The organism is Streptomyces sp. NPDC049837, assembly GCF_040674455.1.
GTDB lineage: Bacteria > Actinomycetota > Actinomycetes > Streptomycetales > Streptomycetaceae > Streptomyces.
The window spans coordinates 32,351-50,296 of record NZ_JBFAMP010000005.1; the positions used below are offsets into that span (position 1 = coordinate 32,351).

A 17,946-nucleotide genomic window follows, 5' to 3' on the forward strand; every position below is an offset into this window, starting at 1 on the left:
AGCCAGTGCGAGGCACCTCTACTGGCCGACTGCTCGCGGTGGCGCTGATCAGCGCCACCGTCGGGCTGGTCGGCTGCTCGTCCTCCGGCACGGAGGACCGGACAGAAGGAACCCGGGCGAGCGAAGCACCTCCCGTGGACTACAAGAATCCACCCGAGGTCGAGTCCGTCCCGCAGATGCGCGGCTCCCGCAACCTGGAGCTGCCTCTGGAGGCGTACACCTGGACGGACGCGGAAGAGCGCGTCCGCCGCCAGGGCGAGGACCGCATCGCCGCCGAGTGCATGCGAGGTTTCGGCTTCGACCTCGAACCGCGTCCCCTCTACCGGGGCGACAAGGCCCTGCGGGACGCCAACCGCTACGGGGTGTCCGACATGGCGTCGGCGTCCCGCTTCGGGTACAACACCGATCCCTACCTGCGAGGCAAGCGGCCCGAGGAGCACTACACCCCCGCCGAGTCACTGGCCCTGTTCGGACCACAGGGCGACACGGGCCAGAAGACGGCCAAGGCCGCCAACGGCAAGGCCATCCCCGAGGGCGGCTGCTGGGGTCAGGCTCTTCGCGAGCTCGCCTCGAAGGGCCCCAAGGTCCACCCGGACAAGGAAGAGTTCGCCTCCCACCTCGCGCTCTTCGCCTACCAGGAGTCCCAGAAGGACAAGCGGGTGCAGAAGGCGTTCGCGGACTGGTCGGCCTGCATGAAGGCGAAGGGTTACCACTACAACGGCCCCATGGCGCCGGTCGAGGACGAACGCTTCGCCAAGTCCACCACGCCCACGCCCGCGGAGATCCGCGTTGCCGAGGCCGACGTGGAGTGCAAGGAGAAGCACAACGTCATCGGCACGTGGTACGCCGTCGAAGTCGCCTACCAGAAGCGGGCGATCGAGAGCAATCAGCAGATGCTGGACACGCTCAAGCAGCGCAAGGACGCGATCCTCAGGGCCGCGTCGGCCTCAACAGGCCGATGAGCAAGGGCCGATGAGCGAGCGCTCTTCCACCACCTGAGGACCACTCCGCCCACGTACGGATACGGAACCCGCACCGCAAGGGGCCCCGGTCAGCCCCGGCGGTGCGGGTATCCGTGCCGTCAGCTCTTCGTCAGCACCGCCGGGCGGCGGCTGGCGATCACCTTGCGGGCCAGGGAGCGGGGGCTCGTGAGGAATCCGTACCCCCACGACATGTGCATCGTCGCCAGCGCCACCGGGATCCGGAGGCGCGCCTTCAGCGGCAGGCCCTTTCCGGCCGGGACGGAACCGGCGACGATCGCCGCCAGGTAGCCGCCCGGGATCACGAAACCGAGCGGGGTGAGCGTCGCGCCCACCACGAGGCCCGCCGCGATGGCACAGACGGCGGTCGGCGGGGCGAGGTAGCGGAGGTTGATCGAGCCCTGGTGGTAACGGGCGACGACGTGCCGCCAGCGGCCGTAGTCCTTGTACTGCTTCGCCAGCGCCCGCACGCTCGGCCGGGGGCGGTACTGGACCCTCAGCTCCGGCGAGAACCAGATCAGGCCGCCCGCCTCACGGATGCGGAAGTTCAGCTCCCAGTCCTGGGCACGGATGAACTCCTCGTTGTACCCGCCCTGCTGCTCCAGCGCCTCGCGGCGGAACACACCCAGGTACACGGTCTCGGCCGGGCCCGCCTCGCCGCCGGTGTGGAAGGCCGCGTTGCCGACACCGATCTTCGAGGTCATCGCGGCGGCGACCGCGTGCTCCCAGTCGTTCTCGCCCTCGGCGTGCATGATGCCGCCGACGTTCTGCGCGCCGGTCTCCTCCAGGAGGCGGACGGCGGTCGCGATGTAGTTCGGTGACAGCATGCCGTGCCCGTCGACCCGTACCACGATCGGGTGACGCGACGCCTTGATCGCGGCGTTGAGGGCGGCGGGGGTGCGCCCGGTGGGGTTGGGCACCGTGTGGACGCGCGGGTCCTCCCGCACGAGCTCGGCGGCGATCTCGTCGGTACGGTCCGTCGACGGGCCCAGCGCGATCACCACCTCCATCTCGCCGTCGTACTCCTGCTCGAGGATGTGACGGACCGAGGCGCGCAGATGCCGCTCCTCATTGAGGACCGGCATGATCACGGAGACGGGCGGCAGGGGCGGAGGCGTGGCGTTCATATCGCCCGACACGTTACCGCGAATGGGGGACGCTGGTGCGCGCCGCCCGGGTGGCGCGGACGGGCGCTGATCGTATGGGCCTACTGTGCCGACTATTCCCCAAACTGCCCGCGGAGGTGTCCTTCGTGCCCACGCCGCCCCGCCGCCCCGCCGCGCCCCGGCCGCCCGCCCCCGGGCGGCCGAGACGGGCCCCGGCGCCGGCACCGGCCGTGCGGCGAGGAGACCGTGGGCGGCCCCGGTGGCGGATGCGGCTGGCGACCACCCTGTCGGTGCTGGTCCTGGCGGCGGGCGGGATCGGGCACGCGATCGTCACGAGCGTGGACACGGAGATCAGCCGGGTCGACCCGTTCAAGGACATGAAGAACCGCCCCGCGCCGGGCCACGGCACGAACATCCTGCTCGTCGGCACCGACGGCCGCGACAAGATCACGCCCCGGGAGAAGGAGAAGTACCGGCTCGGCGGCGCGCCCTGCCGCTGCACCGACACGATCATGCTGGTGCACATCTCCGCCGACCGTAAGCGGGCCAGCATGGTGTCGTTGCCCCGCGACTCGTACGCCGAGATCCCGCCCCACACGGACGCCACCACCGGGAAGTACCACCACCAGCACCCGGTGAAGCTGAACGCCGCGTACGCCGAGGGCGGACCCAACCTCACCGTACGGACCGTCGAGCACATGACCGGCGTGAAGATCGACCACTACCTGGAGCTGGACTTCACGAGCTTCATGCGGACCGTCGACGCGATCGGCGGGGTGGAGATCTGCACCGCCAAGCCGATGAAGGACGCGTACACCGGGCTCGACCTGCCGGCCGGCACGCACAAGCTGGACGGCGGGGCCGCGCTCCAGTACGTGCGCTCCCGCCATGTCGACGGGGCGTCCGACCTGGGCCGCATGCAGCGGCAGCAGCGGTTCGTCGCCGCGCTGATCGACCAGGCGACCAGCAACGGCACCATGCTGAACCCGGTGCGGTTCCAGCAGGTCGTCACCTCCATGCTGAGCTCCGTGCGGGCCGACGAGGGCTTCGGCGCGCAGGAGATGCTGGCCCTCGCGAAGGCGATGCGCGGCTTCACGGCGGCGTCGTCCGAGTTCACCTCCGTACCCGTCGCCAGCACCAGCTTCCCGGTGAAGGGCATCGGCTCGACGGTGAAGTGGGACCCGGTGAAGGCCAAGAAGCTGTTCGACGCGGTACGCGCGGACAAGCCGCTCGCCCCGTACGCCACCCGCAGCACGGTCCGCAAGAAGCTCGTGGAGGTCTCGCCCCAGCAGATCCGGGTGCAGGTCTACAACGGCACCCGGGTGCACGGCCTGGGCGCCCGGATCGACGCGGCGCTGCGGGCGACCGGCTTCAAGACGAGCGCGACGGCCCTGAACTGGGCGCGGCGTGACGTGCGCCGCACGATCGTCTGGTTCGACCCCCGCTGGGACCGCTCGGCCCGCTCCCTCGCCACGGCGCTCCCGGGCTGCGAGCTGCGCCCGGTGGAAGGCCAGGGCGCGACCTTCAAGGTCACGGCGGGCGGGAACTTCGCGGGAGTCCTCCCGGTACGGGCGGAGGACGCCTTCCAGGGCGAGTTCGGCGTGGTCACTGGCGACCAGGTGATCTGCGCCTGAGCTGTTCCCGGTGCCCGCGGCCCCACCCCGGCCGGCCGCGGGCCGTCGGGGTCAGGCCTCGTCCAGGCCCTCCGCCGCGCGCTTCTCGCGGAGTTCCTTGATCGCCCGGCGGCGGGCGAGGCGGTGCGTGCGGCGGATCTGGGCCTCCTGGTAGCGGCGCTGGTCGCGTTCGGTCTCCGGGATCACCGGCGGGACGGGGCGGGGCTTGCCGTCCGCGTCGACGGCGGCGAAGACCAGGTAGGCAGAGCCGACCTGGGTCGCGGGCGTGGACTCGTTCCAGCGCTCGGCCAGGACCCGGACGCCGACCTCCATGGAGGACCGGCCGGTCCAGTTGACCTGTGCCTTCACATGGACCAGGTCGCCGACGCGGACCGGCTCCAGGAACACCATCTCGTCCATCGACGCCGTCACCGCGGGCCCGCCGGAGTGGCGGCCCGCGACGGCGCCCGCCGCGTCGTCCACCAGCTTCATGATCACACCGCCGTGCACCGTGCCGAGGAGGTTGGTGTCATTGCCGGTCATGATGTGGCTGAGGGTGGTGCGGGAGGCCGAGGTCGGCTTTCCCCGCAGCTCGGAGGCCTGATCTGTCATGCCCTCCACCCTATGCCCGAGTCCGTCCCGCCCCTCATTGCATCAGGTTCGCTACAGCCGCGGCCCGATTCCCCACCCACCCTGTCGGGGTCCGGGGAGCGGCCTGCACACTGGTCCGCATGAACGACTGGCCCGAAGGATGGACCGACGACCGCAACGCGCGTTACGGCCGTGGCAGCGCCGACGCCCAGCCCGAGGGCGCCCGCCGGATGCGCCATGTGCAGCGCCCCGCCGCACCGCCGCAGCGCCCGCCGGTCGCCCCGCCGGTCCCGCAGCAGCAGTCGCGGGGGTACGACGACGCCTACGACAGCGGCTACAACACCGGGCAGGTCTACGGCACCCCGCAGGGAGGCGGTCGCGGTGGCGGCCCCCGCGGCCACGACCGTGGTTCGGTCAGCGCCCCCGACTGGCGCCGCCGCATCAAGATCGGGTCGATCGTGGTCCTGGTGGCCGTGCTCGGCACGACGATCGGCACGTATTTCTGGGCCGACGGCAAGATGCGCCGCGAGGTCGACCTCGCCAAGGTCATCGACCGCCCCAAGGAGGGCGACTGCACGACGTACCTGATCGTCGGCTCCGACAGCCGTGAGGGCATGACGGCCGAGGAGAAGAAGAAGCTGCACACCGGCTCCGCCGAGGGCAAGCGCACCGACTCGATGATGATCCTGGCGGCCTGCGGCAGCGGCAACACCATGATCTCGCTGCCCCGCGACTCGGATGTGGAGATTCCGAAGTTCGTGGGCTCTGATTCCGGCAAGACGTTCCCGGCCCAGGGCCGGCGCGTGAAGCTGAACGCCGCGTACGCGGAGGACGGCCCCGAGCTGCTGGTCCGCACGGTCGAGCACAACACCGGGCTGCGCATCGACCACTACGCCGAGATCGGCTTCGCCGGCTTCGCGAACATCGTCGACGCCCTCGGCGGTGTCGAGATGAACATCGAGAAGGGCTTCAAGGACAAGAAGTCCGGCGCCGACTTCCAGGCCGGCAAGCAGACCCTCAACGGCGAGCAGGCCCTGGCCTTCGTCCGCACCCGGTACGCCTTCGCCGAGTCGGACCTCGCGCGGACGAAGAACCAGCAGAAGTTCCTCTCCGCCCTGGCGAGCCAGGCGGCGACGCCGGGGACCATCCTGAACCCGTTCAAGCTGTACCCGACGATGGGTGCGGGGCTGGACACGCTGATCGTCGACAAGGACATGTCGCTGTTCGACCTCGGCGAGATGTTCTTCGCCATGAAGGGCATCAGCGGCGGGGACGGCACGTCGATGAACATGCCGATCAACGGCACCCGCGGCGGCAACCTGGTGTGGGACAAGGCCAAGGTGCAGCAGTTGGTCCAGCAGATCCAGAACGACGAGAAGGTCACCGTCACGGAGAAGTAGGTACGACGAAGGGCCCGCACCACGTGGTGCGGGCCCTTTCCGTTCGGGTGTTACGGCAGGTTGCGGGCCATGACGATCCGCTGGACCTGGTTGGTGCCCTCGTAGATCTGGGTGATCTTGGCGTCGCGCATCATGCGCTCGACCGGGTAGTCACGGGTGTAGCCGTAGCCGCCGAGGAGCTGGACGGCGTCCGTGGTGACCTCCATGGCGATGTCGGAGGCGAAGCACTTCGCCGCCGCGCCCAGGTAGGTGAGGTCGGCGTCGCCGCGCTCGGATGCGGCGGCGGCCTGGTAGGTCAGCGCGCGGGCGGCGGAGATCTTCATCGCCATGTCGGCGAGCATGAACTGCACGCCCTGGAAGTCGGCGATCGGCTTGCCGAACTGCTTGCGCTCCTGGACGTACCCCTTGGCGTAGTCCAGCGCGCCCTGGGCGATGCCGAGGGCCTGGGCCGCGATGGTGATGCGGGTGTGGTCCAGGGTCTTCATCGCGGTGGCGAAGCCGGTGCCCTCCTCGCCGATCATGCGGTCGGCGGGGATGCGGACGTTGTCGAGGTAGACCTCGCGGGTCGGGGAGCCCTTGATGCCGAGCTTCTTCTCCGGGGCGCCGAAGGAGACGCCGGGGTCGCCCTTCTCGACGACGAAGGCGGAGATGCCCTTCGACCGCTTCTCCGGGTCCGTCACGGCCATCACCGTGTAGAAGTCGGAGACGCCCGCGTTGGTGATCCAGCGCTTCACACCGTTGAGGACCCAGAAGTCGCCGTCACGGACCGCCTTGGTCTTCATTCCGGCGGCGTCCGAGCCCGCGTCGGGCTCGGAGAGGCAGTACGAGAACATCCCCTCGCCCTTGGCGAGCGGGGTCATGTACCTCTTCTTCAGGTCCTCGGAGCCGGAGAGGATCACGGGCAGCGAGCCGAGCTTGTTCACGGCCGGGATCAGGGAGGAGCTGGCGCAGACACGGGCGACCTCCTCGATGACGATCACGGTCGCGAGCGCGTCGGCGCCCGCGCCACCGTAGGTCTCGGGGACGTGCACGGCGTGCAGGTCGTTCGCGGTCAGGGCGTCGAGGGCCTCCTGCGGGAAGCGGGCCTCCTCGTCCACGGCGGCGGCGAACGGCGCGATCTTCGCCTCGGCGAGCGAGCGGACGGCGTCGCGGAGCATGTCGTGCTCCTCGGACGGGCGGTACAGATCGAAGTCAGGCGTTCCCGCCACTTTCTCTCACTCCCCTGAGCTGCTGCTAACTACCGTTAAGTAACCCGAATTTTAGTGGGAGGGGCCGAGCCAGGCATACGTGAGTTTGACGACAGCGCCGACCACGGGAGAACGGTGCCCGGGCCGGGGCCCGACTATGCTCGGGCCCGCACTCCTTCCCGTCCGTCAATGGAGCACCGTATGGCCCTCAAGATCACCGTGATCGGCACCGGATACCTGGGCGCCACGCATGCGGCGGCCATGGCGGAGCTGGGCTTCGAGGTGCTCGGGCTGGACGTCGTCCCCGAGAAGATCGAGATGCTCTCGGCGGGCCGCGTCCCGATGTACGAGCCGGGTCTCGAGGAGCTGCTGCGCAAGCACGTCGCCGGGATCGAGGGCTCCACCGGGCGGCTGCGCTTCACCACCTCGTGGGAGGAGGTGGGCGAGTTCGGCGACGTCCACTTCGTGTGCGTGAACACCCCGCAGAAGCACGGTGACTACGCGTGCGACATGAGTTACGTCGACGCCGCCTTCGGCTCGCTCGCCCCGCACCTGCGGCGGCCCGCCCTGGTCGTCGGCAAGTCGACCGTGCCGGTCGGCAGCGCGGAGCGGCTGGCCCGGCTGCTCGCCGACCGGGCGCCGGTGGGCGCGGACGCGGAGCTGGCGTGGAACCCGGAGTTCCTCCGCGAGGGCTTCGCCGTGCAGGACACGCTCCACCCGGACCGGATCGTGGTGGGCGTGGAGAGCGCGGCGGCGGAGAAGCTGCTGCGTGAGGTGTACGCCACTCCGGTCGAGGAAGGGTCGCCGTTCGTGGTGACCGACTTCCCGACGGCGGAGCTGGTGAAGACCGCCGCGAACTCCTTCCTGGCGACGAAGATCTCCTTCATCAACGCGATGGCGGAGGTCTGCGAAGCGGCCGGCGGCGACGTCGCCAAGCTCGCGGAGGCCATCGGCCACGACGACCGCATCGGGTCGAAGTTCCTGCGGGCCGGGATCGGCTTCGGCGGCGGCTGCCTGCCCAAGGACATCCGGGCGTTCATGGCGCGCGCCGGTGAGCTGGGCGCGGACCAGGCGCTGACGTTCCTCCGCGAGATCGACTCCATCAACATGCGCCGCCGCGGCCAGATGGTCGGCATGGCGCGCGAGGCCCTCGGTGACGGCACGTTCCTCGGCAAGCGGGTGGCGGTGCTGGGCGCGGCGTTCAAGCCGGACTCGGACGACGTGCGGGACTCGCCCGCGCTGAACGTCGCCGGCCAGATCCACCTCCAGGGCGGCCAGGTCACCGTGTACGACCCGAAGGGCATGCACAACGCCCGGCGGCTGTTCCCGACGCTCGCGTACGCGGACAGCGCGCTGGACGCGGTGCGGGGCGCGGACGTCGTCCTTCACCTGACGGAGTGGCGCGAGTTCCGCGAGCTGGACCCGTCGGAGCTGGGCGAGGTCGTGGCGTCGCGGGTGATCCTGGACGGGCGGAACGCGCTGGACGCCGCCGCGTGGCGGGCGGCGGGCTGGACGTTCCGGGCGATGGGCCGGCCCCGGGCCTGAAGGATTGCCGCCCACGGTCGCGGGGCACCCGGCCGCCATGGGTTTTGCGACGCTCACTCTGACCGCGATCGACTGTCCCGAGCCGCGCCGGCTCGCCGAGTTCTACGCCGCGATCCTCGGTGGTGAGGTGAAGGGCGGCCCCGGCGAGGAGGAGTGGATCGACCTGTACCTCCCCGACGGGCAGCGGCTCGCCTTCCAGCGCGCGCCGGACCTGCGGCCGCCCGAGTGGCCCCGGGCCGACCGGAACTCCCAGCAGCTCCACCTCGACCTCGACGTCGAGGACATGGAGTCCGCGCACGAGCAGGTCCTCGCGCTGGGCGCCCGGCCGCTGGACGTGGACGACGACGGGGGGAAGCGGAACTTCCGGGTGTACGCGGACCCGGCGGGACACCCGTTCTGCCTGTGCCGGGCCTGACTGTCAGGGCTGTTCGGCCTCGCGTACGACACGGGCCGCGTTGCCCCACGTCAGGGCCGCGATGTCCGCCTCGGACCAGTCGCGGTGCAGCAGCTCGGCGATCAGGTTCGGGTAACAGGACGCGTCTTCCAGGCCGATGGTGTGCGGGGCGTCGGTGGCCATGCCGTACGAGCCCGACAGCCCGACGCATTCCGGCCCGGCGACCTCGCGGACGTACTCGACGTGGTCGGCCACGTCCCAGAGGGTGGCCGGCTGGTCGCCGTGGCGGGTGACCTGGTCGGGGGCGAACGTCACCATGCAGACACCCGCGTTGGCGTGCAGGCGGCGCAGTACGTCGTCGGGGACGTTGGCCGAGTGCGGGGTCAGGGCCTGGGCCGCCGAGTGGGAGAGGATGACCGGCGCCTTGGACACGTCGAGGACCCGGTCCATGGTGGCCTCGGAGGCGCCCGAGAGGTCGACGAGGACCCCGAGGCGGTTCATCTCGCGGACCGCCTCCTCCCCGAACGGCGTCAGACCGGTGGGGTCGGCGGTCCAGCGCGTACCGGCCACGCTCACGCTGCGGACGCCGAGCGCGTGGTAGGCGCGCAGGGTGGCCAGCGAGTCGCCGAGGGCTGCGCCGGAGACGGGGCCGAGGAGCGACGCGATCCGTCCGCAGTCGCGGGCCTCGACCATGTCGGCGGCCGTGAGCGCGAGCCGGAGGGCCTCGGGGCAGGACGCGATGAGGGTCCGTACCGCGTCTATTCGGTCCAGCGTCTCCTGGACGGCGGCGGGGCCGGGCGTCACATGCAGCGACCAGAACTGCGCGCCGACGCCGCCGGCGCGGATGCGGGGGATGTCGGTGTCGAGGAGGGCCGAGCCGTGCTGGAGGTCGTGCCAGTGCGTGCGGTCGAGCTCCTGGGCGAGGGTGTTGTGACCGTCCACGACGAGCTGCGCGGCGAGCAGTACCCGGGCCCGCTCGATGTCGACCTCCGCCGGGGTGGGCGCCTCGGCGGCGCCGTCGGGCGTGTCGTCGAGCTCACCGATCGCGGAGGGCGCCGCGTACGGGTGGTCCTGTAGGTCTGCCATACGGCCACGGTGGCACGGGGCCGTGCGGGGGTCGCGGCGACGTACTGCGTTCGGGTGACCACGTGCTGTGGCGCGCGCCGGTGGGCCAGGGTCGGGGCCCCTCCGGGCTCACCTCCTCGCCGTCGGCGGGGTGCCCACCCGGTCTCGTCGCCGTATCCCGCCGCCGATCGGCTGCGGGGGCGACCCTGCACGGCCCCTCCTCGCCGTCGTCGATGAAACGCGCCCGCACCCGGCGTACCGCCCGGGGTGTGGCCGTGCAGGGTCGCCCCCGCAGAGGTTGGCGGCGAGGCTCGGGCTCCCCTACCAGGAAACCCAAGGCCGCCGGCCTCGAGGAGGTGAGCCCGGAGGGGCCGCGCCCCCCACCCACCCGGAGTGGCCGCCACGGCACCGCCCCGGTGGGGCACCGGGAACATGCACCGCCCCTGTCCCGTTGTGCCCACCCGTCCCGCCCTGCGGGACGACTGCCCACAACGGGCGAGGGTGGACGGGGGGAGTGGGCGCGACCGCCCACAACGGGGGCGGTCAGGCGTCGAGGGAAGCGAGCGTCGCCGTCGAGGGCGCGCGGCCTGACAGGGACCGCGACACGGATTCCGCGTCGCGGAGGACGCGGACCGCGTTCTGCCAGGTGAGCTTCGCGAGGTCCGCGCGGGACCAGCCCCGGCGGAGGAGCTCCGCGATCAGGTTCGGGTACGCCGCGACGTCCGAGAGGTCCGACGGCGTGAACGCCGTGCCGTCGAAGTCACCGCCGATTCCGACGTGCTCGATGCCCGCGACCTCCCGCATGTGGTCCAGGTGGTCCGCGACCGTGGCGGCGGTGGCGACCGGGCGGGGGTTGGCTTCCTCGAAGGCCGCGTGGACGCGCATCGCCTCCGGAGTGGTGTCCAGGTGGTCGAAGCCGTGCGCCCGCATGTTCTCGTCGGCCCGCCGGGTCCAGTCGACGGCGGCGGGGAGGACGAACTTGGGGACGAAGGTCGCCATGGCGACGCCACCGTTGGAGGGCAGCAGAGCCAGGACGTCGTCGGGGATGTTGCGCGGGTGGTCGCACACCGACCGGGAGGAGGAGTGCGAGAAGATCACCGGCGCCTCGGACGTGTCGAGCGCGTCGCGCATCGTCGTGTCGGCCACGTGGGAGAGGTCCACCAGCATGCCGAGCCGGTTCATCTCCCGTACGACCTCACGGCCGAAGGCCGACAGGCCGCCGACGCCCGGGGCGTCCGTCGCCGAGTCGGCCCACGCCACGTTGTCGTTGTGGGTGAGCGTCATGTAGCGGACGCCCAGCGCGTAGAAGGCCCGCAGCGTGGCCATCGAGTTGTTGATGGAGTGGCCACCCTCGGCGCCCTTGAGCGACGCGATGCGGCCGGAGGCACGGGCGGCCTCCATGTCGTCGGCGGTCAGCGCGGGCGCCAGGTCGGCCGGGTACCGGGCCAGCAGCCGGTCGACGCAGTCGATCTGCTCCAGCGTGGCGCTGACCGCGTCGTCACCGGCCATGCCGCCGCGCACGTACACCGACCAGAACTGGGCCCCGACCCCGCCCGCCCGCAGCCGGGGGAGGTCGGTGTGGAGCCGGCCCGTCTGGTCGGCCGCGATGTCGAGGCGGTCCAGGTCGTAGCCGGCGTTCTCGCGCAACGCCCACGGCAGGTCGTTGTGGCCGTCCACCACGGGGTACGAGGCGAGCAGTTCGCGCGCCTCGTCCACGAGACCGCGCCCCGTCACTTGGCGAAGCCGAACGACGCCGAGCCCTCGACCTTCGCCCGCAGCCGCTTGCCCTTCTCCGTCGCCTGGTCGTTGAGCTCCTGCTGGAAGTCGACCATGCGGGAGAGGAGGTCCGGGTCGGAGGTGGCGAGGATGCGCGCGGCCAGCAGGCCCGCGTTGCGCGCCCCGCCCACCGAGACGGTGGCCACGGGAACGCCCGCCGGCATCTGGACGATGGAGAGCAGGGAGTCCATGCCGTCCAGGTACTTCAGGGGGACGGGCACCCCGATGACCGGGAGGGGCGTGACGGAGGCGAGCATGCCGGGCAGGTGCGCGGCGCCGCCGGCGCCCGCGATGATCGCCTTCAGGCCCCGCTCGGCGGCCCGCTCGCCGTACGAGACCATTTCGCGCGGCATGCGGTGCGCGGAGACGACGTCGACCTCGTACGGGATCTCGAACTCGTCGAGGGCCTGGGCCGCGGCCTCCATGACCGGCCAGTCGGAGTCGGATCCCATGACGATGCCAATGAGGGGGCTGCTCATTCGGTGATCGTTCCTCGCAGGTAGCCGGCGGCGTGACGCGCGCGGTCCAGCACGTCGTCGAGGTCGTCGCCGTAGGTGTTGACGTGTCCCACCTTGCGGCCGGGCTTCACGTCCTTGCCGTACATGTGGATCTTGAGCTGGGGGTCACGGGCCATGCAGTGCAGGTAGGCCTGGTACATGTCGGGGTAGTCGCCGCCCAGGACGTTCGCCATGACGGTCCACTTGGCGCGGGGGCGCGGGTCGCCCAGCGGCAGGTCGAGCACCGCGCGGACGTGGTTGGCGAACTGGGAGGTGACCGCGCCGTCCTGGGTCCAGTGGCCGGAGTTGTGGGGGCGCATGGCCAGCTCGTTGACCAGAATGCGGCCGTCGCGCGTCTCGAACAGCTCGACGGCGAGGTGGCCGACGACGCCCAGTTCCTGGGCGATGCGCAGCGCCAGCTCCTGGGCCTGGCCGGCCAGCTCGGGCGACAGGCCGGGGGCGGGGGCGATCACGGTGTCGCAGACACCGTTCACCTGCTGGGACTCCACGACGGGGTACGCCACGGCCTGGCCGTGCGGCGAGCGGACGATGTTCGCCGCCAGCTCGCGGACGAAGTCGACCTTCTCCTCCGCGAGGACCGGCACGCCCGCCAGGAACGGGTCGCGGGCCTCGTCCTCGGAGCGTACGAACCACACGCCCTTGCCGTCGTAGCCGCCGCGCACCGTCTTGAGGATGATCGGGAAGCCCCCGGTCTCGGCGGCGAAGGCCGCCGCGTCCGCGGGATCCGTCACGATGCGGTGGCGCGGGGACGGGGCGCCGATCTCGTCGAGCCTGGCCCGCATCACGCCCTTGTCCTGGGCGTGCACCAACGCGTCGGGCCCCGGCCGGACGGCAATGCCGTCCGCCTCCAGGGCCCGCAGGTGCTCGGTCGGTACGTGCTCGTGATCGAACGTGATCACGTCGCACCCGCGTGCGAACTCACGCAGCGTGTCCAGGTCGCGGTAGTCGCCGATGACGACGTCGCTCACGACCTGTGCCGCGGACTCCTGCGGGGTCTCGCTGAGGAGCTTGAACTTGATGCCGAGGGGGATGCCCGCCTCGTGGGTCATTCGGGCGAGCTGACCGCCGCCCACCATGCCTACTACCGGGAACGTCACCCTCTTAGGGTATCCGGCCCCGGCGACCGGCTTTTCTCCGTCCCCGCGCGGGCTCAGGAGCCGGTGGTTAGCATGGCTTGGTTGGACCACTCGACCGGACGGGGCTGAAAGATCACCATGAGTGAACGAGGCGCACTGCGGGTGCGGCTGGACCAGCTCGTCCGCGAGATCGCCAAATTCGGTCTCGTCGGCGGCCTCGGCCTGCTGGTCAACATGGCGGTCTTCAACCTGGTGCGGCACACCACGGAGATCCCTGTCGTCCGGGCGAGCCTGATCGCCACGGTCGTCGCTATCGCGTTCAACTACGTGGGCTTCCGCTACTTCACGTACCGGGACCGTGACAAGAGCGGGCGGACGAAGGAGCTGACGCTCTTCCTGCTGTTCAGCCTGGTGGGGCTGGTCATCGAGAACGGTGTGCTGTACACGGCGACGTACGGCTTCGGGTGGGACAGCCCGTTGCAGAACAACTTCTTCAAGTTCTTCGGCATCGGTGTCGCGACCCTGTTCCGCTTCTGGTCGTACCGCACGTGGGTCTTCCGTACGCTGCCGGGCCGCGAGGCCGTGCAGACCGCCGAATCGTTCCTGGAGCAGCGCCGGCCCGAGCCGGAACGGTCCGGTGAGCCGGTCGCCCCGCGCCGCTAGCCCCGTCGGCGCCGCCGGCTAGCGGATCGTCGGGGGCTCGTTCTTCTCCTTGCGGCTGCGCACCTCGCGGCTGAGGAACAGCGCGAAGACGGCCGGCTGCTGCTGGAGCAGTTCCAGGCGTCCGCCGTCCGCCTCCGCCAGGTCGCGGGCGACGGCGAGGCCGATGCCGGTGGAATTGCGGCCGCTGATGGTCCGCTCGAAGATCCGCGCCCCCAGTTCCGGCGGTACGCCCGGCCCCTCGTCGGTGACCTCGACGACGGCCTGGTTGCCGGTGACACGGGTACGCAGGGCGACCGTGCCGCCACCGTGCATCAGGGAGTTCTCGATCAGCGCGGCCAGCACCTGGGCGACCGCGCCCGGGGTGCCGACGGCCCGCATGCCGACCTTGCCGGACCGGACGATCGCCCGTCCCGCGCTGCGGTAGGCCGGCCGCCACTCCTCGATCTGCTGCTTGACGACCTCGTCGAGGTCGAAGGCGATGGCCGAGCCGGTGCGCGGGTCGCGCGAGTTGGTCAGCAGCCGCTGGACGACGTCGGTGAGCCGCTCCACCTGGGTGAGCGCGATGTGCGCCTCCTCCTTGACCGTGGCCAGGTCGTCGGTCTCGGAGATCTCCTCCAGCCGCATGGACAGCGCGGTCAGCGGCGTACGGAGCTGGTGCGAGGCGTCGGCGGCCAGCCGCCGCTCGGCGGTGAGCATCCGGGCGATCCGCTCGGCGGAGGCGTCGAGGACGTCGGCGACCCGGTCCAGCTCGGGCACGCCGTACCGCTTGTGGCGGGGCCTGGGGTCACCCGAGCCGAGCCGTTCGGCCGTCTCGGCGAGGTCGGTGAGCGGCGAGGCGAGGCGGTTCGCCTGGCGTACGGCGAGGAGGACGGCGGCGATCACGGCGAGCAGCGCCACGGCGCCGATGATCAGCAGGGTGCGGCCGACCTCACGGGTGACGGTGGAGCGGGACTCCTCCACGGTGACCGTCACGCCCCGGTCCCCCTGGGCGACGCCCCGGATGACGCTGCCCCGGGGGCGCTCGCCGATCTCGATGGGGGCCCGGCCCGGGATGTCGATCAGGGCGTACCGCTTGGCGCCGCTCTGCTCGGCGAGGATGTCGGGGTTGACCGGCTCGCCGCCGACGAGCCGGCTGTCGACGATGCTGACCAGGCTGACCGCCTCGGAGTCCACGCTCTCCTGGGCGCTGCTGCTGATGGTGCGCGTCTCGACGATGACCAGGGAGACCCCGAAGACCGCGATCACGACGAGGACCACGGCGAGCGTGGAGTTGATCAGTCGGCGGCGCACGGCCCGTACCTAACGTTGAGTGCCTAGCTGTGGAGTGCCTAGCTCTTCTCGAAGCGGAAGCCCACGCCGCGGACGGTGGCGATGTAGCGGGGGTTCGCGGCGTCGTCACCGAGCTTCTTGCGCAGCCAGGAGATGTGCATGTCGAGGGTCTTGGTGGACGACCACCAGGTGGTGTCCCACACCTCGCGCATCAACTGGTCGCGGGTGACGACCCGGCCGGCGTCGCGGACGAGGACGCGCAGCAGGTCGAACTCCTTGGCGGTGAGCTGGAGCTCCTCGTCGCCCATCCAGGCGCGGTGCGACTCGACGTCGATGCGCACGCCGTGGGTGGACGGGGCCGGGGCGGGCTCGCTGGCGCCGCGCCGCAGCAGCGCCCGTACGCGGGCGAGCAGCTCGGCGAGCCGGAACGGCTTGGTGACGTAGTCGTCGGCGCCCGCGTCCAGCCCGACAACGGTGTCGACCTCGTCGGCGCGGGCCGTCAGCACCAGGATCGGCACCGTGAGCCCCTCGGACCGCAGCCGCCGGGCGACTTCGAGGCCGTCCATCCCGGGCAGGCCCAGGTCGAGCACGACCAGGTCGACGTGGCCTTGCAGTCCGGTGTCGAGCGCGCCGGGTCCGTCCTCCCGTACCTCGACCTCGTACCCCTCCCGCCGCAGGGCGCGGGCCAGCGGTTCCGAGATGGATGCGTCGTCCTCGGCGAGCAGTACACGGGTCATGGGGTGATGGTAGTCCGCGCCGTACGAGCGCCGCCGGGGGATCGCACGATGATCAACAGGACCTGCGTGTTCGGGGTGACATCCTGGGTAACACCTTCAAAAGTGCTTCACCGGTTCCGCCGACACCTGTGATCCATCTCTCAAGTCCTTCCATATGCCGCAGTGTCGTGTCGTATGGTGGCGAGACGCCTGATGCACTACTCCGGGACCTTTGGGCCGTTAACCACGCCAAAGGCCCCTTTCTGCGCAAGGCCGGTTCCGCCAGTCTTGAGACAGTGAATGACCTGTGGGCCGGGCCCCGTGACGTGATGACATGTCCGGGGCGTGGATCCCGGTGCGTCTGATCCCCTCGCCTCCGTGCCCCGCACGGGGGCGAACCCCTGTTCGGGCGTAGGGGCGGATCGGGAACGTGCCGGTGCCGGCCGCCCCCACCGGGCGCGTGACCGCTCACGAAGCGCAGCGCGTCCCGAGCAAGCAAGGATCGACCCATGGCGTCCAGCCTGACGAAGGACTCGGCCAGTACCACTGGCGGCGAGAAGACCTTCTTCGGCCACCCCCGCGGCCTGGCCACTCTCTTCCTGACCGAGATGTGGGAGCGCTTCAGCTACTACGGCATGCGCGCCCTGCTCGTGTACTACCTGGTCTCGGGCGGCGCCGACGCCGCCACGGGCAGCCAGGGCGGCGGACTCGCGATGACGGCGGCCACGGCCACGGCCATCTACTCCGTCTACGTGTCGATGGTCTACCTGATGGCCATGCCGGGCGGCTGGTTCGGCGACCGCGTCTGGGGCGCCCGCAAGACCGTCGCCATCGCCGGCGCCGTGATCATGGTCGGCCACCTGTCGCTGGCCCTGCCGGGGCAGGCGATGTTCTTCGTCGGCCTGATCCTGGTCGCCGCCGGTTCCGGTCTGCTGAAGGCCAACATCTCCACGATGGTCGGCCACCTCTACGACGGTCCCGAGGACCCGCGCCGTGACGGTGGCTTCACGCTCTTCTACATCGGCATCAACCTCGGTGCCTTCGTCGCCCCGTTCGTCATCGGCACGGTGGGCAAGGAGCACAACTGGCACTTGGGCTTCGCGCTCGCCGCGCTGGGCATGGGCCTGGGTCTGCTCCAGTTCCTGCTCGGTACGCGCCACCTGAGCCCGAAGAGCAACATCGTCCCCAACCCGCTGAGCCCGGAGGAGCGCCGCACGATCCTCCTGAAGGTCACGGGTGCGGTGCTGGCCGTCGCCGTCTTCTACGGCGTGGTCGTCGCCATCGGCGCGTTCACCCTGAACTGGGCGCTGGTCCCGCTGACCCTCGCCGGTCTGGTCATCCCGGTCGCCGTCCTCGTCCGCATCAAGCGCGACAAGGAGCTGTCGTCGACCGAGCAGTCGAAGATGAACGGCTACATCTGGTTCTTCGTGGCCGCCGCCATCTTCTGGATGATCTACGACCAGGGTGGTTCGACCCTGTCGCTCTTCGCGGACGACAAGACCGCGGACACCGTGTTCGGCTTCGCCTTCTCGGCCACCTGGTACCAGTCGCTGAACCCGCTGTTCGTCATGGCGCTGGCTCCGGTCTTCGCCTGGCTGTGGCTGTGGCTGGCCCGTAAGAACCAGGAGCCCAACACCATCGTGAAGTTCGCGATGGGCCTGGTCCTGGTGGGCGCCTCCTTCTTCGTCTTCATCGTCCCGATGGGCATGGCGGGTGACGGCACCAAGGTCTCGCCCATGTGGCTGGTGTCGATCTACATGATCCAGACCATCGGTGAGCTGTGCCTCTCCCCGGTCGGCCTGTCGGTGACCACGAAGATGGCGCCGCAGAAGTACGCCTCGCAGATGATGGGTGTCTGGTTCCTCGCGGTCACCGCGGGCGACTGCACGACGGGCCTGCTGTCCCTGGCGGGTGTCGACCTCAACGGCACCGGGATCATCGCCATGGAGGCGTCACTGGCGGCCGCGGCCGGTCTGGCGGTCTACATGTACCGCAAGAAGGTCCAGACGCTCATGGGCAACGTGCACTGACGCGTTCGTCCCCGAGG

16 protein-coding genes are annotated in these 17,946 nt (G+C 70.7%); 7 read left to right on the forward strand and 9 right to left on the reverse strand.

Annotated elements, in window-relative coordinates; translation table 11 throughout:
• The first annotated feature begins 5 nt into the window (after nt 1-5).
• On the forward strand, nt 6-962 hold the full coding sequence (locus AB0J57_RS15035; protein WP_366128560.1) for a hypothetical protein: 957 nt from the start codon (nt 6-8) through the stop codon (nt 960-962).
• Nucleotides 963-1,081: 119 nt separating this feature from the next.
• Here AB0J57_RS15035 and AB0J57_RS15040 read toward each other — a convergent pair whose 3' ends face one another.
• Complete coding sequence (locus AB0J57_RS15040) at nt 1,082-2,107, reverse strand: glycosyltransferase family 2 protein (protein ID WP_366128561.1); 1,026 nt, start codon at nt 2,105-2,107, stop codon at nt 1,082-1,084.
• 245 nt (nt 2,108-2,352) lie between these two features.
• Here AB0J57_RS15040 and AB0J57_RS15045 point away from each other — a divergent pair, with 245 nt between their 5' ends.
• Nucleotides 2,353-3,720 carry an LCP family protein gene (locus AB0J57_RS15045; protein ID WP_366128562.1) on the forward strand — a complete coding sequence of 456 codons (1,368 nt, stop codon included), beginning with the start codon at nt 2,353-2,355 and terminating at the stop codon, nt 3,718-3,720.
• 51 nt (nt 3,721-3,771) lie between these two features.
• Here the strand turns inward: AB0J57_RS15045 and AB0J57_RS15050 are convergent, their stop codons facing one another.
• The gene (locus AB0J57_RS15050; RefSeq protein ID WP_366128563.1) at nt 3,772-4,311 is read right to left on the reverse strand and encodes an acyl-CoA thioesterase; all 540 of its coding nucleotides are present in this window, start codon (nt 4,309-4,311) and stop codon (nt 3,772-3,774) included.
• A 119-nt stretch (nt 4,312-4,430) separates the two neighbouring features.
• Between AB0J57_RS15050 and AB0J57_RS15055 the strand changes: the two genes are divergently transcribed.
• Nucleotides 4,431-5,690 carry an LCP family protein gene (locus AB0J57_RS15055; RefSeq protein WP_366128564.1) on the forward strand — a complete coding sequence of 420 codons (1,260 nt, stop codon included), beginning with the start codon at nt 4,431-4,433 and terminating at the stop codon, nt 5,688-5,690.
• Nucleotides 5,691-5,740: 50 nt separating this feature from the next.
• On the opposite strand, the gene AB0J57_RS15060 is transcribed toward AB0J57_RS15055, so the two are convergent.
• Nucleotides 5,741-6,898 (reverse strand): acyl-CoA dehydrogenase, encoded by a 1,158-nt coding sequence (locus AB0J57_RS15060; RefSeq protein WP_366128565.1) that lies wholly within the window; start codon nt 6,896-6,898, stop codon nt 5,741-5,743.
• Between the two features lie 180 nt (nt 6,899-7,078).
• Here AB0J57_RS15060 and AB0J57_RS15065 point away from each other — a divergent pair, with 180 nt between their 5' ends.
• Entirely contained in the window at nt 7,079-8,422 is a 1,344-nt protein-coding gene (locus AB0J57_RS15065) for a UDP-glucose/GDP-mannose dehydrogenase family protein (protein WP_366128566.1), read from the forward strand.
• Nucleotides 8,423-8,459: 37 nt separating this feature from the next.
• Nucleotides 8,460-8,837, forward strand: coding sequence for a VOC family protein (locus AB0J57_RS15070; protein ID WP_366128567.1), 378 nt, complete (start codon nt 8,460-8,462; stop codon nt 8,835-8,837).
• A 3-nt stretch (nt 8,838-8,840) separates the two neighbouring features.
• Here AB0J57_RS15070 and AB0J57_RS15075 read toward each other — a convergent pair whose 3' ends face one another.
• The 4 genes from AB0J57_RS15075 to AB0J57_RS15090 all read right to left on the reverse strand — a co-directional run bounded on the left by AB0J57_RS15075 (nt 8,841) and on the right by AB0J57_RS15090 (nt 13,329).
• On the reverse strand, nt 8,841-9,902 hold the full coding sequence (locus AB0J57_RS15075; protein ID WP_366128568.1) for a dipeptidase: 1,062 nt from the start codon (nt 9,900-9,902) through the stop codon (nt 8,841-8,843).
• Nucleotides 9,903-10,424: 522 nt separating this feature from the next.
• On the reverse strand, nt 10,425-11,615 hold the full coding sequence (locus AB0J57_RS15080; protein ID WP_366128569.1) for a dipeptidase: 1,191 nt from the start codon (nt 11,613-11,615) through the stop codon (nt 10,425-10,427).
• Nucleotides 11,612-12,136 (reverse strand): 5-(carboxyamino)imidazole ribonucleotide mutase, encoded by a 525-nt coding sequence (purE, locus tag AB0J57_RS15085; protein WP_366128571.1) that lies wholly within the window; start codon nt 12,134-12,136, stop codon nt 11,612-11,614. The genes AB0J57_RS15080 and purE overlap by 4 nt, the downstream gene beginning before the upstream one ends.
• Nucleotides 12,133-13,329 (reverse strand): 5-(carboxyamino)imidazole ribonucleotide synthase, encoded by a 1,197-nt coding sequence (locus AB0J57_RS15090; protein WP_366129080.1) that lies wholly within the window; start codon nt 13,327-13,329, stop codon nt 12,133-12,135. The genes purE and AB0J57_RS15090 overlap by 4 nt, the downstream gene beginning before the upstream one ends.
• A gap of 60 nt (nt 13,330-13,389) precedes the next feature.
• Here AB0J57_RS15090 and AB0J57_RS15095 point away from each other — a divergent pair, with 60 nt between their 5' ends.
• Nucleotides 13,390-13,914 (forward strand): GtrA family protein, encoded by a 525-nt coding sequence (locus AB0J57_RS15095; protein ID WP_366128572.1) that lies wholly within the window; start codon nt 13,390-13,392, stop codon nt 13,912-13,914.
• Between the two features lie 18 nt (nt 13,915-13,932).
• Here the strand turns inward: AB0J57_RS15095 and AB0J57_RS15100 are convergent, their stop codons facing one another.
• Complete coding sequence (locus AB0J57_RS15100; protein ID WP_366128573.1) at nt 13,933-15,204, reverse strand: ATP-binding protein; 1,272 nt, start codon at nt 15,202-15,204, stop codon at nt 13,933-13,935.
• 38 nt (nt 15,205-15,242) lie between these two features.
• On the reverse strand, nt 15,243-15,920 hold the full coding sequence (locus tag AB0J57_RS15105) for a response regulator transcription factor (RefSeq protein ID WP_366128574.1): 678 nt from the start codon (nt 15,918-15,920) through the stop codon (nt 15,243-15,245).
• A gap of 488 nt (nt 15,921-16,408) precedes the next feature.
• On the opposite strand from AB0J57_RS15105, the gene AB0J57_RS15110 reads away from it, so the two are divergent.
• Nucleotides 16,409-17,929, forward strand: coding sequence for an oligopeptide:H+ symporter (locus tag AB0J57_RS15110; RefSeq protein ID WP_366128576.1), 1,521 nt, complete (start codon nt 16,409-16,411; stop codon nt 17,927-17,929).
• The last annotated feature ends 17 nt before the right edge of the window (nt 17,930-17,946 follow it).